Source organism: Mesorhizobium onobrychidis (assembly GCF_024707545.1).
GTDB classification, from domain to species: domain Bacteria; phylum Pseudomonadota; class Alphaproteobacteria; order Rhizobiales; family Rhizobiaceae; genus Mesorhizobium; species Mesorhizobium onobrychidis.
This window is the reverse complement of sequence record NZ_CP062229.1, coordinates 2,967,034-2,982,260: the sequence shown is the minus strand read 5'-3', so window position 1 is coordinate 2,982,260 and position 15,227 is coordinate 2,967,034. Positions and strand designations below refer to the sequence as shown.

Below are 15,227 nucleotides of genomic sequence, written 5' to 3'. Positions count from 1 at the left end.
TTGCGGCCCCGTAGAGAGTGAAGGTCGCCCTTCGTCGGCCGCCGCGCATTCTGCACAATGGGCACGACGCCGATGCCATTGATCTCCGTCATCACGCCTTTCCTCAATGTCGAGCGGTTTCTTCCGGACGCGATCGAAAGCGTGCGCGCGCAAACCTTCACCGACTGGGAAATGCTTCTCATTGACGACGGATCATTCGACGGGAGCGTTGCAATCGCGGTGGCTGCAGCAACCGGCGATCCGCGAATCCGTTTCATTCGATCGAACGGCCAGCGTCGCGGCGCCGCCGCGGCGCGCAATGCCGGAATCGCGGCCGCGTCGGGCATGTTCTTCACGTTCCTGGATGGCGACGATATATTTGAGCCGGAAAAATTCGAGACGGAACTTGCGATCTTTGATGCGCATCCTCGCGCCAAGGTCCTTTACGGACCGACCCTGTGGTGGTTCCCCGATGAGCCGCACAGGAACTGGACCGACTCGATGCCACGCCAATCGGACCGTCTGCACATGCCGCCCGACCTGCTCGACCAGGTCATCGTGCGCCAGCGGGCTCATGTGCCGTGCATCTGCTCGATCATGGTTCACCGCGAAGCTTTGGTAGCGGTGGGCGGCTTCGATGAGGCGTTCGAGCTCTACGAAGACCAGACCCTTCTAGTGAAGCTGCTGTTGCGCTATCCGGTATTCGTGACATCCACGCCCACCGGCCGATACAGGCAGCACCTCGATTCGACATCGGCCAAGGCGACTGCTTCCGGCATCTACGATCGACTGCACCCGCATGCTGCTCGCATTGGCTTCCTCGAATGGGTTGAGATGCATGCATCGGCCTCGGGATTGATGACGCCGAAGTTGCAGCGGGCGCTCCGCTTCGCATTTGCGCGCTATCCCGCCCAGCGTCGGCCCCTGACACTTCGCGATAGGTTTGACCTCGCCATCGAAGCCGGACGCCGGTTCGCTCGGCGGCTGACGCCACGTCGCATCCTGTCGAAGGTGTTCAGGCTGAAGTAGTGGGCAGGACCGGTGGCGCGGATTGGATCGCGACCGAGCCTGAGATTTCTGATATTAACGATACCGTTCTACGTGAATGACAAGTCGCATCGCCTCACTGGGGGCGACGTGCTAAAACTGACCAGTGTCCATCATTTCTGTGCCAAAATTCTGTTTGTGAGGCCTACGGTCGCGTTCGATTTCTGGCAACGAACACCAGCCCGTTGCCTCTCTGCGAAGCTAAGGAGAATTTGGCTGTCTCATGATCGCAGTCGTCATAACAACTTACAACCATACTCGCTTTCTCGAGGAAGCCATTCAGAGCTGTCTTCGTCAAAGCCGGCCGATGGATGAAATTATTGTGGTCGACGACGGATCCACCGACAATCCGGCATCGGTTGTCGAGCGTCATCCAGGCGTGCGCCTGATCAGGCAGGACAATTGCGGGCTCGCGGCCGCCCGAAACACCGGACTGGCGGCTTCCAGATCCGATTACATCACCTTTCTGGACGCGGATGATCGTCTCCTTCCGAATGCCATGGAGACGGGCGTGCGAATGCTGGTTGCGCATCCAGATACGGTTCTCGCCTACGGAGCTCATCGCTTCATCAATGGAAGCGGTGCGATTGACTCAGACAAGCATCACATCGCGCTTGTTGAAGATCCTTATGTTCAGTTACTGCGGACGGGAAACTTCATTGCGATGCATGCGACCGTGGTTTATCGGCGGGAGAGGCTCGCGGCCATGGGCGGGTTCGACGTTTCAATGCGGTCCTGCGAAGACTATGAGCTATTCTTGCGAATCGCCCGGCGCGGTTCGATCGTAACGCACGACGATGTCGTCGCCGAGTATCGCATGCACGGCGACAACATGTCGAAGAATCGATCGATGATGCTCGCTGCAGCATTGTCGGTGCTTGACAAGCAGTTGGCAGGTCCGGTTGACGACGGTGTGCGTCTTGCAGTCCGCGATGGTAGGCGGTTCTGGAAGACCTACTATACCGGAGAGTTGACTACTGATGCCTTGCGCGCGATCCGCGCCGAACCCGCCAAAGCGATTCGCATGCTGCGGCAGGCTTTGCAGATGTCGCCGCCGATCACGCTGCAAACGGCGGCATTTAAGATAACACGCAAGGTCGGCAGGCATGTGCAACGGCTGCTCGGAGCTTCCGGCGCCGATTGGCGGGCTCCGCGCGTCGGTTCGGTGCAGTTTGGGGATTTCGCGCGCACAATGCCGATGAGCCGCTCATTTGGATATGATCGCGGCAAGCCAATAGATCGGTATTATATCGAGAATTTCCTACAATTGAATGCGGCCGACATACATGGCCGTGTGCTGGAAATCGGCGACAACAGCTACACGATGCATTTTGGCGGTGCTCATGTCGTCAAGAGCGACGTGCTGCATGTTGATCCCGATGATCCAAACGCGACCATCATAGGCGACCTGTCGCAGCCCGGAGTCCTGCCGCCAAACGCCTTCGACTGCATCATCCTCACGCAAACACTTCATCTGATCTTCGACATGTCGGCCGCGGTCGCTGCACTGGCCGAAGCGCTCAAGCCCGGGGGCGTGCTGCTGCTAACTGTTCCTGGCATCACCCCTGTCGATCGCGGCGAGTGGGGCAGCACGTGGTTCTGGTCATTGACGCAGGCGGCGTTGGCGAAGTTGCTTGCGAAATCCTTCAGCACGGCGAATATGGCGCTCGAAACCCACGGCAACGTCTTTGCGGCAGTTTGTTTTCTCCAGGGACTCGCCAAGGAAGAAGTTTCTGACCAGAAGCTCGACGTCCGGGATACCGCCTATCCTATCGTTGTCACGGCGCGCGTCGTGAAGGACGGGCTGACCGCGGATCAACCCGGCAGTCGAACCGCAAATGTTACGGCTTGAGATCGATGACAGAATTGCCAGCCGTTGAGGTCCGAGGACTTTCCAAGCGCTACCGGCGCGGCGCGATCGGCGTGCGCTCATTGCGTGAGGAAGTCGAACAACTTGTCGCGCGTTTGCGCTCGCGGGAAGCCGAAGCTTCCCTCAACGAATTCTTCGCCATCAGGAACATCACTTTTTCCGTTCCGACTGGCACCGTGTGCGGTATCATCGGACGCAACGGCTCGGGAAAGACCACGCTGCTCAAGGTTTTGACCTCGATCACGGCTCCGGATGAGGGCGAGGCAGTGATGCGAGGCCGGATCGGAAGCTTGCTGGAGGTAGGGGCCGGATTCCATCCGGATCTCGACGGGATCGAGAACATCTACCTCAACGGCGCGATCCTCGGCATGAGTAAGGCCGAGATCACGCGTAAGCTAGACCGGATCATCAAATTTGCCGATATCGGCAGCTTTCTCGAAACGCCGGTCAAGCGTTATTCGTCCGGCATGTATGTTCGGCTTGCCTTCGCGATCGCTGCTCATCTGGAGCCGGAGATTCTCGTCGTCGACGAGGTGCTTGCTGTTGGCGATGCTGAATTTCAAAGGAAATGTCTCGGCACGATGAAGAACGTCGCGGGTGAAGGTCGGACCGTGCTGTTCGTGAGCCACAACATGGCCATGGTTCGGCAGCATTGCACAAAAGCGATTTATCTGGACCGCGGCCTTCTGAAGGATTTTGGCGAGGCATCATCGATCATCGATGCGTACCTGTCGAACACCGCCCCGAGCAGCAACGGATCCGAGCGCGTTGGCGATGATGACCTCTGGATGCAAGTGGCTATTGTGTATCCGGGTACGCGCGAGCGCTGCAGCCAGCTCAAGTTTGGCGGCGATTACGATTTTGTGCTGAAGCTGGGCGCGAGGAATTCGTTTCACCGAAGCGTGGTTCATATCCAGATTTTTGATCAGGAAGGCAACTTGATCTCTGTGCTCGAAAGCCTCGCGGAAGGTGTTGGTCAATTTGACATAGTTGGGCAGGCCAAGGTCGTATTCAGCGTGCGATCGTTGGGATTGTTGCCTGGCACTTATAGCGCTGGAGCGGCTCTCTATGCGTGGGGAGAGGATGACCCGGACCTCGCAAGCGAGAACTTGCTAACGTTCGACGTTGTTGCAGCAACAGTCAATGACTCCTATTGGCCATATCTGAAAGAGCACGGGATTGTGCGACTGTCGCATTCTGCCCAGTTGCTTAAGGTGGATTGAAGGCGCGTGGAGTGACGTCCTGGCGAATGAATCTTCGATGTATGTAGTTCAATCCGTCGACCGCGCGACCGCAGCGCTGAAATCGCGCACGCCCTGCAAAGACTGAAGGACAATCCGGGCTTGCGGGAACGCCTCGGTAGGCATCGCGAAAACGGATATTTCTCGCTTGCCGCAGTCGCCGCCGCTCTCGATTGTTTGTTGACCAGGCGGTAGGGCTCTTCCGCAAAAAGATCGTCACATCCGGCGGCGATACCAGGCCAGCGCCGTTTCGACGATCCGGTCGATTCCGGATTGCCCGGGTACCCAGCCGAGTTCCCGGGTCGCCTTGCCGGCCGCGGCCACTAGCGCCGGCGGGTCGCCTGCCCTGCGCGGACCGTACGCCACAGGAAGGCGCGTTCCCGAAGCCCGGCTCACCGCATCGACCAACTCGCTCACCGTCGTTCCTGTTCCGGTGCCAAGATTGTAGACGTGGACTCCCGGATCGCGCAGAAGCTTCTCCCCTGCCAGAACGTGCGCACGGGCGAGATCGGTGACGTGGACATAGTCCCGCACCGCGGTTCCGTCCCGGGTGTCGAAGTCGGTGCCATTAATGGTAAAAATCCGGCCCGATCTAACCGCCGCCTCGATAGCGAGCGGAATGACATGCGTTTCCGGTTCATGCCGCTCACCGACCTCGCCGTCGGGATCACATCCGGCCGCGTTGAAATACCGCAGCACAACCGCGTTGAGGCCATGGGCATCCGAAAGATTGTCCACCATTCGTTCTACGATGAATTTCGACCATCCATAGGGATTGATGGGCGACTGCGGATGCGTTTCGTCAATCGGAGAACGAATCGGAACGCCGTAAGACGCGCAGGTGCTCGACAAGATCAACTTGTCGACGCCGATCTTCAGCATTTCCTCGAGCAAGACCAGCGTCCCAAAACTGTTATTTCGGTAGTAGAGTTCCGGGCGCTCGACGGACTCGCCGACATAGGCGTAAGCGGCGAAATGCGCTACCACATCCGGCCGATACTGGTGCAGCGCTGCTGCCACCGCTGCGACATCGCAAATATCGCCCTCGACAAGCGGTCCCCATTTGACCGCGTCGCGCCAGCCGCGCGAGAGGTTGTCATACGCAATGACCGACCAACCGGATTCGGCGAAGGCCTTGCAACAGTGTGAGCCGATATAGCCCGCCCCGCCAGTGACCAAGACTGTTTTCATTCGGCTGCAGCGGACCGAGCATATCCCGATGAGACCAAGTCTTCGAAATAGGCAATGGTCGGGGCGAGACCGTCGCGCAATGCGATTCTTGGCTTCCAATTGAGCTCGCGCAAGGCACACCCGATATCAGGCTGTCGCTGCCTTGGGTCATCGACGGGCAAAGGTAAAAACCTGATCTTGGATCGGCTTCCGGTAAGTTCGATCACGAGATTGGCAAGTTCGAGCATCGTGAATTCGACCGGGTTGCCGAGATTGATTGGACCGGTAACATCGTCGGCCGTGTGCATCAGGCGAACCAGACCGTCGATGAGATCATTGACGTAGCAAAATGAGCGTGTCTGCTGGCCGGTGCCGTACACAGTTATCGGCTTGTTTCGCAGTGCCTGCATGATGAAGTTGGAAATGACGCGGCCGTCGTCAGGACGCATCCTCGGACCGTAAGTGTTGAAGATGCGCGCTACCTTGATCCGCAGCCTGTGCTGCCGCCAATAGTCGAAAAACAGGGTTTCGGCACACCGCTTGCCTTCGTCGTAACAGGAACGGGGACCTATCGGGTTTACCCTGCCCCAATAGTCCTCGGTCTGCGGGTGAATCTCGGGATCGCCGTAGACTTCAGACGTGGACGCCTGAAGGATCTTTGCGCGAACCCGCTTGGCGAGCCCCAGCATATTGATCGCCCCATGGACGTTGGTCTTTGTCGTCTGGACCGGATCGAACTGATAGTGAACTGGGCTTGCCGGGCAAGCAAGGTTGTATATTTCATCAACTTCTATGTAGAGTGGAAATGTCACGTCGTGGCGAATGATCTCAAAGGATCTGTTGTCGAGCAAATGCGAGACGTTTCTCCGACTTCCTGTGAAGAAATTGTCGACGCATACAACCTCGTGGCCTTCAGCAAGCAACCGCTCGCATAAGAACGATCCCAGAAAACCTGCGCCCCCCGTCACCAAGACTCGCTTTGCCTGCTGCATTTTAGGGATCCTCACGCCAGTTCTTCACGCAATCGAATGCGCAAAGCCCTGAGGGGAGGATAGGAAAAAAATGCTGCGCCGCAAACACAAAATGTTAACGTAGTTGAAATAGTCGCGTGAGTGCGCGGCGCACAATCCATGAAAAAGCCCTTGATTTGCCATTCTTTGACGGTCGTCCGAACCTCAGCCTACCGGCAATCGACATTTGGACGTGAATGCACTGCGCTGCATCATGATCGATTTCTAATAAAGGGAGCTGGGTCCTGCACAGACTTGACCTGGCTCTATGGTTGCCAATGGACGCCTCGCAACGGGGTCAAAAGCTGACGTAAGCGTGTCCAATTTCGACCCCCTGCATCCTCTCTCAGCCGTGCTACGCCGGTTGCAACTCCCTGCGCGGCAGCCGTGGGAAGGCGATCGCCACCGCCACGGCGCCGAGTCCTACAAGGGCCGAGCCGATGAACAGCCAGGAGTAGCTGGCATAGGCATCGAACACCATGCCGCCGGCGAGCGGGCCGAAGGCCATGCCGATGCTGGACAGCATGGTCACAGCACCAAACACCGTGCCGAGGATTCGCTGGCCGAAATATTCGCGCGCCAGCACCGCATAGAGCGGCATCACGCCGCCATAGGTGGCGCCGAAGATGACGGCGAGCGTATAGAACTGACCAAGCTCACTGACGGCAAGATAGGCTGCGATCACCACCGACTGTATCGCCAGACCGGTAATCAGCACCGGCTTGACGCCCAGCCGGTCGGCAAGCACGCCGTATAAAAGCCTGCCGCCCAGCCCCGCCAGGCCCTCGATGCTGTAGATGCTGACCGCCGCCATCGGCGCTATGCCGCACAACATCGCATAGCTCACCATATGGAAGATTGGCCCGGAATGCGCCGCGCAGCAGGCAAAGAAGGTCAGTGCCAGAACGATGAATTGCGGCGAGCGCAGCGCCTGTGGAACCGACATGCCGGTATCGCCGGCCGCAAGATCGGAGGCGGCGTCGTTAGCGGCGGGCTTGGGCGGTTGGCGCACCAGCAATGCGGCCGGCACCAGCAGTGCCCAGGCCGCGACGCCGATGACGAACATGGCTGTGCGCCAGTCATAGGCCGAGATCAGCCAGCGCGCAAAGGGCGAGATCGTCATTGGTGCCACGCCCATGCCGGCCGAAACCAGCGAAACGGCAAGGCTGCGGTTCTTGTCAAACCAGGCCGTGGTCAGCGCGATCATCGGCGCAAAGAAGGCGCTTGCCGCGAGGCCGACGAGCACGCCATAGGTGATCTGGAAGACAAGCAGCGAGCCGGTGCGGCTGGCCAGTACCAACGCCAGCCCGAGCAGCACCGCACCTATCATCACGACAATGCGAGCGCCGTAGCGATCGTAAATGGCGCCCCAGGCGAAGCCGCCGAGGCCCATTACCAGGAAGTTCAGCGTCATCGCGCTCGATATGCCGGCGCGCGACCAATCTGTGTCGAGCGCAATCGGTTCGAGGAAGATCGCCAGCGAGAACATCGCCCCGAGGGCGACACAGGTCATCAGGGCGCCAGCCGCGACGATGACCCAACGATAGGAAATGCGCATATTTTTCTCCCGAGATCGTTTGGACACGGCGCGACTTCTTTCGAGCTTCGTCACACCGCTTGCGTCCGAAGGACGATGGCGACATTTCGAATCCTACAATCCGGTTGCATTTTTTATCTAGTCAGGAAATCGCGCCACTCAATTGCTCCATTGCATTGACCGTGCACCGCCCTGAGCTAGATTTCCAACCTGGCGATCAGGAGCTAACAGGCATGGAACTTCATCGCGGCCGTCTCATCGACCACGTCCAGCTGGTGGTCAGGGATCTCAAGGCCAGCCGCCGCTTCTACGAGGCGGTTTTCAAGGTGCTCGATGTTCCCATCGGCGGCAGCGCCGAGGATTATTTCTGGGCCGACGAACTGTTCGTCTCCAGCATCGACAGCCGGGCGGCCAGCGGACAACTAACGGGGCGCCACCACCTTGCCTTCCAGGCAAGGGACCGCGGGATGGTCGACGGCGTCTATAAGGCCGGGCTCGAGGCCGGCGGCACCGACAATGGCGCACCGGGCGAGCGGCAGCACTACCATCCCGGTTACTACGCCGCCTTCCTGCTCGACCCCGACGGCAACAACATAGAGGCCGTCTTTCACGGCCCAGCCAACCGCAGCGCCGCTTCGGTGAAGATTGCGTTTTGATGACCGGGTGTCGGATCACGGCGAAGGCCAGCCCGCCCGCCCTATCGCGTCAGCGCCGCCATCCGGCCCGCCAGGAAATCGACGAACAGCCGGGCGCGGACCGGTAGCTGTCGCCCGTACGCATGGACGATGTGCACCGGCATGGTCGGCATCGCCACCTCGGGCAGGATGCGGACCAGGCGGCCTGCGTCGAGATCGTCCTGCACGGCAAACTGCATCAGATGCGCGATGCCGGCTCCGGCAAGCGCCGCTTGCCGGATAGCGCCGCCGTCATCGGTATCGAGCCGCCCGTTCGGCACGATTGCCGTGCCGTCGGCGAAGGTGACCGGATAAGGCCGGCCGGCCATCCGGTAGCGGACGAAATCGTGGCTCTGCAACGCTTCGATCGAGGCCGGCCGGCCGCACCTTTCGACATAGGCCGGCGAGGCCACCAGCACGATCGGCAGATTGGCGATCTTGCGCGCCACGAGCCCAGTGTCCGACAGCGCCCCCATGCGCACCGCGACGTCATAGCCTTCGCGGATCAGATCGGCATGGCGGTCGGTGACGCTAAGCTCCAGTCTCACCTCGCCATGTTGAGCCAGGAACGCTTGCGCCCAAGAGGCGATCAGGCCGCGCCCGAGTTCGACGGAGACCGTAACGCGCAGCAGGCCGCGCGCCGTATCAGCCATCTGGACGATGTCCTCGGCATCGTCCAGCGCTCTGAGCAAGGGCGCCACCCGCTCGTAATAGGCGACGCCTTCGCTGGTCAGCCCAAGCCGGCGCGTCGAGCGTTGGATCAGCCGCACGCCCAGCCGGCGCTCGAGCCGCGCCACGCTCTTCGACACCGCCGACGGGCTGGAGCCGACCAGCCGGCTGGCGGCATGAAACGAGCCGGCGTCGACTGTACGCACGAAGGCGACAAGACCAGCGGTCTTTTCGAGGATGGTGGTCATTCAAGAATTCCAGGCATGAAAGAACCGATCGAGATGATCCTTATACGCTATCCGATCATCATTAAGTACCGCTCATCATCGACAAAGGAGAGATTTGATGAGCAAACTGAACGGCAAGGTCGCCATCGTCACCGGCGCCTCCAAGGGTATCGGCGCCGGCATCGCCAAGGGTCTTGCGGCGGCCGGTGCTGCCGTGGTCGTCAACTATGCCTCGTCGCGGGAAGGTGCCGACTGCGTCGTTGCCGCGATCAACGACGCAGGCGGCCGGGCCGTTGCCGTCCACGGCGACGTGTCGCAAGCCGCCGACGTGCGCCGCCTGTTCGAGGCGGCCAAATCGTCGTTGGGCGCGGTGGACATCCTGGTCAACAATGCCGGCGTCTTCGCATTCGAGCCGCTGGAAGCAGTGACCGAGGCCGAGTTTCACCGCGAATTCGACACCAATGTGCTGGGCACTATCCTGACCATCCGGGAAGCGGTGAATCATTTCGGCGCCGGAGGCGGCAGCGTCATCAACATCAGCTCGGTCGCCAGCCTCAACCCGCAGCCAAACTCGCTGGTCTACGCCGCCACCAAGGGCGCGGTGGATTCGATCACGCTGTCGATGTCGCGGGAGCTCGGCGCCCGCAACATCCGCGTCAACGCCATTGCCCCGGGCGGCGTCGACACCGAAGGCCTGCAGCGGATCGGCATCGTCGGCAGCGAGTTCGAAAAGCAGATCGTCGCCATGACCCCGCTCGGGCGCTTCGGCCAGCCCGATGACATCGCCCGCATCGCAGTGTTCCTCGCCTCCGACGAGGCATCGTGGCTGACCGGCGAGCGCATCACCGCCTCGGGCGGTTGGCGGTAGGCATAGAGGGGCGCGGACCGGTCGTTCACGGACCATGCCCCACGCAGCGCGACGTCAATAAACACTGCAATCGATGACGGTAGCGATCTAAGCCCTATATTGCGGCGAGGAGGAGCGCCGTTCGGTACCGATGACGGCGAGAAGCCAGGAAGATAACGGATGACGGACGACGAAAGAGCAATCCGAAAGCTGGTCGAGACGTGGATGGATGCGAGCAAGCGTGGAGACACCGCGACCGTCCTCAGCTTGATGACGGACGACGCGATCTTCATGGTTCCCGGCCGGGAGCCCTTCGACAAGGAGATCTTCGCGGCGGCCGCGCAGGAGATGGCCGGCGTTCATGTCGACGGCACGAACGAGATCGTTGAACTACAGCTGCTCGGCGACTGGGCCTTTATGCGCGGTCGTATCGATATGACCGCGACGCCGCCGAACGGGAAGCCGGTGCGTCAATCGGGATATACGCTGACGCTCCTGCGCAAGGAGGCGGATGGTGAGTGGCGGCTGGCCCGCGATGCGAACCTGCTGACCCCGCAAGGCTAGAGCCGGTCTCCGGCATCTCTGCACCGGAAGGCGTGCCAGGGGAGCGATAAGAAGGCGAAGATGCGATGCAAGGTCGCCCTGAACAGCGTTCCCGTCCCCCACCCGATCACACCGGCAAGAGGGCGTTCGGCTTGACATCGGCGATGGAGGCGAAAGTGTGCGTTTCGCGCACGCCGGGCAGTGGCAGGATGACCTGCTGCAGGAAATCCTGGAACACCGCCATATCGGCGATCCGCGCCTTGACCAGATAATCGAAACCGCCAACCACCATATGGCACTCCAGAACCTCCGGAGCTTTCGCCACGGCTTCGGCGAAGCGGTCAAAGACATGCGGCGCCGTGTGGTCAAGCCGGACCTCGATGAAAACCAGCGTTCCCCTGCCGACCTTGTGGGGATCGAGCATGGCCCTGACCGCGGTGATGAACCCGTCGCGGAACAGGCGCTTCACCCGCTGGCTGGTTCCGGTCGGCGACAGCCCGACACGCCCGGCAAGATCAAGCGTCGTCCGGCGCCCGTCCTCCTGCAGCAGCCGGAGCAGGCTGCGGTCTATCTGGTCGAGGTCGCCCATTTCACAATCCACGCTATTTCAGAGATTTGTGTGCTGATTTCACGCAGAGCGTCAAAATAAACGTATTTCATCACATGAAATCTCGCAATAGCCTGCGCTTCCCTCACCCGCTCAAAGCAAACGTGGTGAGCCGATTTCTAGACCACAGGAGTGCAGGATGACCAAGGAAGCGTTCAGCCCAGCCGCCAAGAGTGCGACGGAAATCAGCAAGGGACCGACCGAGATCCTGGTGCTGAGCGAAGCCGACGTGATGGCGTGCATCGACCTCAGCCAGCTTCTCGATGCTCTGGAAGACGGCTTCAAGGCGCTGTCACAAGGCAAGGTCGTCAATCCACCCCGACCACAACTCGACATCCCCGGGGCCGGCTACAGCCTCGCCATGCCGGCCTGGATGGAGGGAATGAACCTGACCGTCAAGATCGTCAACGTCTTCGAAGGCAACCTGGCAATCGGCCTGCCCAGCCACCTCGCCACCATCAGCCTGTTCGATCCGCTGTCCGGCCTGCCGGTCTGCATCATGGACGGCACCTTCATAACCGCGGTGCGAACCTCCGGCTCCGCCGTGCTGTCGGTGCGCGCGCTTGCGCGCCGGGATGCCAGGATAGCGACAGTGGTCGGCGCCGGCGTGCAGGCCAACCAGCACCTGCATCTGTTGCCGCTGGTGCGCGACTTTGCCGAAATCCGCGTCACCTCGAAGAGCTTCGACGATGCGGCAGCGCTTGCCCGGCTGCATCCGTCGGTGGTGGCGGTCGCCGACCTCGAGGCGGCAGTGCGCAGTTCCGATGTGGTGTGCCTGGCGACCCACTCCTACCATCCGGTGATTGACGCAGGCTGGGTCCAGCCGGGCACGCATGTCTCGTCGGTAGGGGTGGCGCCGCCGGGCGGTGAAATGCCGATCGAGCTCATCGGCAAATCCAGTCTTTTTGTCGAGACCAAGGATGCATTCAAACCGACCCCGGTCGGTTCTTGCGAGCTTGCCGGCATCGACCCTGATTTCGGCACCGAGCTTGGCGCCATGCTGCTCGATCGCGCGCCGGGCCGCGTTTCGGATCAACAGATCACCACCTACAAGGCGATGGGCATTGCCATGGAAGACATGGTCGCCGCCGATCTCGCCTACCGTTGCGCCCGGCGTGTGCCCAAGGGAAAGCTCGTCGTGCTGTAGGCGCGTGCCGCGAGCCAGGTTGGGATCGACGTTGCTGACAATGGCGTTTTCGCCGAGGCGGTCGGGCTTAAAGGCCGGCCCCTCATGTCGGCTCGCGCTTCAGCGCCTGCGCCATGCAGTGGATGCCGCCGCCGGTCTTCGAGATCTCGCTCATGTCGATGGCCGCCACTTCGAAGCCGCGCGCCTTGAGCTGACCGATCAGCGTCTGGCTGGATGTCGGCGCGATCACCCTGTCCTTGCCCAGCGACATGAAGTTGCAGCCGAGCGCGATCGTGTCCTGGAACGGCACGTCGATGATCTCGTGGCCCTTGCCCTTCAGCCAGTCGACGATGCCAGGCTCGGTGCAGGCGAGGCAGACGGCGGTGAGTTTCTCGGCGATCGGCACCACCATCAGGTCGATATGAACATAATATTCGTCGATGAAGGCAATGCGGGTTTCCCATCCCTCCTTGTCGAACCAGGCCTGGACCTGGCGGGCGCCCTCCTCCTGCGTGCGGGCGCCGCCGCAGCCGATCAGCACGACGCCGTCCTCGATGACGTTGAAGTCGCCGCCTTCGAAAGTGCCCGCGGTGACCATGTCGTAGATCGGGATGCCGAGCTTCTCATACGTGCGGATCGCCGCATAGTTCTCGCCGCGCCGCCACCAGTTGGCCATTGCGGTGATGATGACGCCATACGGCGTCATGACGCTGGAATCGCGCGAATAAACCTGCATCGGCAGTTCCGGCGTCGGCTCGTGCCAGTGGATGTTGACGCCGAAATGCTCGTAGGCGGCGACCAGGTCCTTGTGCTGCGCCTGCGCGATCTGGACGTTGCACGGCGCCTCGCGCAGATGCTTGCGCGACAGCGAGCTGGTCGAAAGGTGGCGCAGGAAATTCGGCGAGCCGAGCAGCACGTCGGTCAGCACATCGGTCTCGTTGGCAAAACCCCAGGCGGTCAGCGGCTTGGTGCCGCCGGCCGGATTGCGGCGCTGCAACGAAAACGGTTCTGCTACGATGCGGTCATGGACGGTCATGGGGGTCTCCTGGCTTGGGTGATCACGCGGCTTGCGGGTTGCTTGGTATCCACCAGTCGCGTCCGCGCGGGGTGGTGACATATTCCGGCCAGCGGAAATGGATCGGCGGTTCGTAGTCGCAGAGCGGCGCCAGCCATTTGCTGCCGCCGATGCCGCCACCGGTGCGGGCGACGAATTCGTCCATCGCCGCATCGCGGGCGGCCTTGTCTTCCAGCAGGCGAAGTGCTGCGAGCGCAATCGTCTTCGCGGCACAGGTGACCATCGGATCGATCGTCGCAGAAATGCCGCCCAGCGCGTTCATCGCCCAGGACGGATAGGCGTGGCCGTTCTCGGACCGCAACGCCGGGCGGGCGACGTAGAACCGCGCCGTCGGCGTGTGCCACGACATGTCGGTGTAATCGTCGGAGGTGGAATTCAGCTGCGACGGCGGCAGGTCGCGGCGCAGGATCGCCTCCGCCTCCTCAGGCGCAATCAGCTGCTCCAACTCGGCGATAAACGGCTCGTCGGTCGCCGCGCCGCCGGCATTGACCTGGATTTCGCGGGCGATCGCCTTGGCCGCCTCGTCCCAGCGCGGCGGCCCGACGGTCGCCAGCGCATCGAAGGCGATGCCTGACATGACGTGATTGGCAAGCCCCGGCCGCGACTTCGAAACCCAGTGCCGCTCGTAGCGGCAGCCGCTCATTTTCGCGGCGGCTTCGGCATTGCGGTCGAGCACGGCGGTGACCTGCTCGGCCATCGCAAGCGTCGGCACGCGGATCATGTACTGGATCTCGGCCAGGCCCGCCGGCAGATTGTCGGCGGTCGCCTGCCCTGCCGTCAGGATCGCCTCGCTGATCGACCAGCCGCCCTGATGCGGCAGCATGGAATCGCGCAGCGCCTTGGAGGCCATGTACATCATCATGAGCGCGTCGTTGGCGCCGGGCGCCCTCACCGCCGAATGCGCCTGCGGAATCGGTGCGCCATCGCTTGCGCGAACCCAATTTTCGGGTTCGTCGCACACAAAGCGGTAGATCATCGCGCAGGCCGATCCGCAATGTGTGTCCCAGCGCGCCGTGTTGCAGAGCGGCAGCATGTAAAAGGGATGGAAGGAGATCATGCCGGCGAGGCCATCATAGTAGCCCTTTGCCGCATGGATCGGCTTCGATCCTCGCACTTTCTCCGCCGGCTCGCCGGTGAAACGCAGCGTGCCCGATATGCCGTGGCGCTGCATCGCCGCCTTGGCCGCCAGCAGACCGCCGAGGCTGGCAATGCCCAGCCCCGAATGCGGATCGGTGTGGCCGCCGGCCTCAGCGCCTAGACCCGGACGCGGTCGCTTGACGGTCGCCGCATCCTGGCAATTGCCGGGTACCGCGTCATACTCGGCATACATGCCGATGGTCGGCCCGGCGCCGTTGGTCCAGTGGGCGCAGAAGGCGGTGGGCATCCCGCCGGAGCCTTCCTCGACCGAAAAGCCCTCGTGCCTCAGATGCTCGACATACCAAGCGGCCGACTGGTATTCGCGCCAGGCGGTCTCGCCGAAATCGAAGATCGTCCGCGTCCACGCCGACAGCGACGGCTGGATATCGTCGAGACAGGAAAGCGCGGTTGCTTGGGCCGAGGTGGTCACCGGTTCCTCCATGGGTGAAAGAAAGCAGTGAAGCGCCT

14 protein-coding genes are annotated in these 15,227 nt (G+C 61.5%); 7 read left to right on the top strand and 7 right to left on the bottom strand.

All coding sequences use genetic code 11. From position 1 onward, the window contains the following. Positions 1–72 precede the first annotated feature (72 nt). The 3 genes from IHQ72_RS14800 to IHQ72_RS14790 all read left to right on the top strand — a co-directional run bounded on the left by IHQ72_RS14800 (position 73) and on the right by IHQ72_RS14790 (position 4,119). Positions 73–1,008: a glycosyltransferase family 2 protein gene (locus IHQ72_RS14800; protein ID WP_258123100.1), complete on the top strand. Its 936-nt coding sequence runs from the start codon at positions 73–75 to the stop codon at positions 1,006–1,008. 241 nt (positions 1,009–1,249) lie between these two features. Further along, positions 1,250–2,878 (top strand): glycosyltransferase family 2 protein, encoded by a 1,629-nt coding sequence (locus IHQ72_RS14795; RefSeq protein WP_258123099.1) that lies wholly within the window; start codon positions 1,250–1,252, stop codon positions 2,876–2,878. 5 nt (positions 2,879–2,883) lie between these two features. Then, complete coding sequence (locus IHQ72_RS14790; RefSeq protein ID WP_258123098.1) at positions 2,884–4,119, top strand: ABC transporter ATP-binding protein; 1,236 nt, start codon at positions 2,884–2,886, stop codon at positions 4,117–4,119. Positions 4,120–4,353: 234 nt separating this feature from the next. Here IHQ72_RS14790 and galE read toward each other — a convergent pair whose 3' ends face one another. The 3 genes from galE to IHQ72_RS14775 form a co-directional block, all read right to left on the bottom strand. Further along, complete coding sequence (galE, locus tag IHQ72_RS14785; RefSeq protein WP_258123097.1) at positions 4,354–5,328, bottom strand: UDP-glucose 4-epimerase GalE; 975 nt, start codon at positions 5,326–5,328, stop codon at positions 4,354–4,356. Further along, on the bottom strand, positions 5,325–6,299 hold the full coding sequence (locus tag IHQ72_RS14780; protein ID WP_258123096.1) for a UDP-glucuronic acid decarboxylase family protein: 975 nt from the start codon (positions 6,297–6,299) through the stop codon (positions 5,325–5,327). Before IHQ72_RS14780 ends, galE begins: the two co-directional genes overlap by 4 nt. Before the next feature lie 373 nt (positions 6,300–6,672). Then, positions 6,673–7,875, bottom strand: a complete 1,203-nt coding sequence (locus IHQ72_RS14775; RefSeq protein ID WP_258123095.1) for an MFS transporter — start codon at positions 7,873–7,875, stop codon at positions 6,673–6,675. A 212-nt stretch (positions 7,876–8,087) separates the two neighbouring features. Between IHQ72_RS14775 and IHQ72_RS14770 the strand changes: the two genes are divergently transcribed. Then, positions 8,088–8,510 (top strand): VOC family protein, encoded by a 423-nt coding sequence (locus tag IHQ72_RS14770; RefSeq protein ID WP_258123094.1) that lies wholly within the window; start codon positions 8,088–8,090, stop codon positions 8,508–8,510. Between the two features lie 41 nt (positions 8,511–8,551). Here the strand turns inward: IHQ72_RS14770 and IHQ72_RS14765 are convergent, their stop codons facing one another. Next, the gene (locus IHQ72_RS14765; RefSeq protein WP_258123093.1) at positions 8,552–9,445 is read right to left on the bottom strand and encodes a LysR family transcriptional regulator; all 894 of its coding nucleotides are present in this window, start codon (positions 9,443–9,445) and stop codon (positions 8,552–8,554) included. A gap of 97 nt (positions 9,446–9,542) precedes the next feature. Between IHQ72_RS14765 and IHQ72_RS14760 the strand changes: the two genes are divergently transcribed. Both IHQ72_RS14760 and IHQ72_RS14755 read left to right on the top strand, forming a co-directional pair. After that, positions 9,543–10,292 carry an SDR family NAD(P)-dependent oxidoreductase gene (locus IHQ72_RS14760; protein WP_258123092.1) on the top strand — a complete coding sequence of 250 codons (750 nt, stop codon included), beginning with the start codon at positions 9,543–9,545 and terminating at the stop codon, positions 10,290–10,292. A 159-nt stretch (positions 10,293–10,451) separates the two neighbouring features. Beyond that, entirely contained in the window at positions 10,452–10,835 is a 384-nt protein-coding gene (locus tag IHQ72_RS14755) for a YybH family protein (protein ID WP_258123091.1), read from the top strand. A gap of 106 nt (positions 10,836–10,941) precedes the next feature. Here IHQ72_RS14755 and IHQ72_RS14750 read toward each other — a convergent pair whose 3' ends face one another. After that, positions 10,942–11,403: an Lrp/AsnC family transcriptional regulator gene (locus tag IHQ72_RS14750; RefSeq protein ID WP_258123090.1), complete on the bottom strand. Its 462-nt coding sequence runs from the start codon at positions 11,401–11,403 to the stop codon at positions 10,942–10,944. Between the two features lie 157 nt (positions 11,404–11,560). Between IHQ72_RS14750 and IHQ72_RS14745 the strand changes: the two genes are divergently transcribed. Further along, complete coding sequence (locus IHQ72_RS14745) at positions 11,561–12,568, top strand: ornithine cyclodeaminase family protein (RefSeq protein WP_258123089.1); 1,008 nt, start codon at positions 11,561–11,563, stop codon at positions 12,566–12,568. Positions 12,569–12,650: 82 nt separating this feature from the next. Here the strand turns inward: IHQ72_RS14745 and IHQ72_RS14740 are convergent, their stop codons facing one another. Both IHQ72_RS14740 and IHQ72_RS14735 read right to left on the bottom strand, forming a co-directional pair. Continuing rightward, a complete protein-coding gene (locus tag IHQ72_RS14740) occupies positions 12,651–13,583 on the bottom strand; it encodes a dimethylarginine dimethylaminohydrolase family protein (protein WP_258123088.1) in 933 nt (310 codons plus the stop codon). Positions 13,584–13,605: 22 nt separating this feature from the next. Next, a complete protein-coding gene (locus IHQ72_RS14735) occupies positions 13,606–15,201 on the bottom strand; it encodes a zinc-binding metallopeptidase family protein (protein ID WP_258123839.1) in 1,596 nt (531 codons plus the stop codon). Between the last annotated feature and the right edge of the window lie 26 nt (positions 15,202–15,227).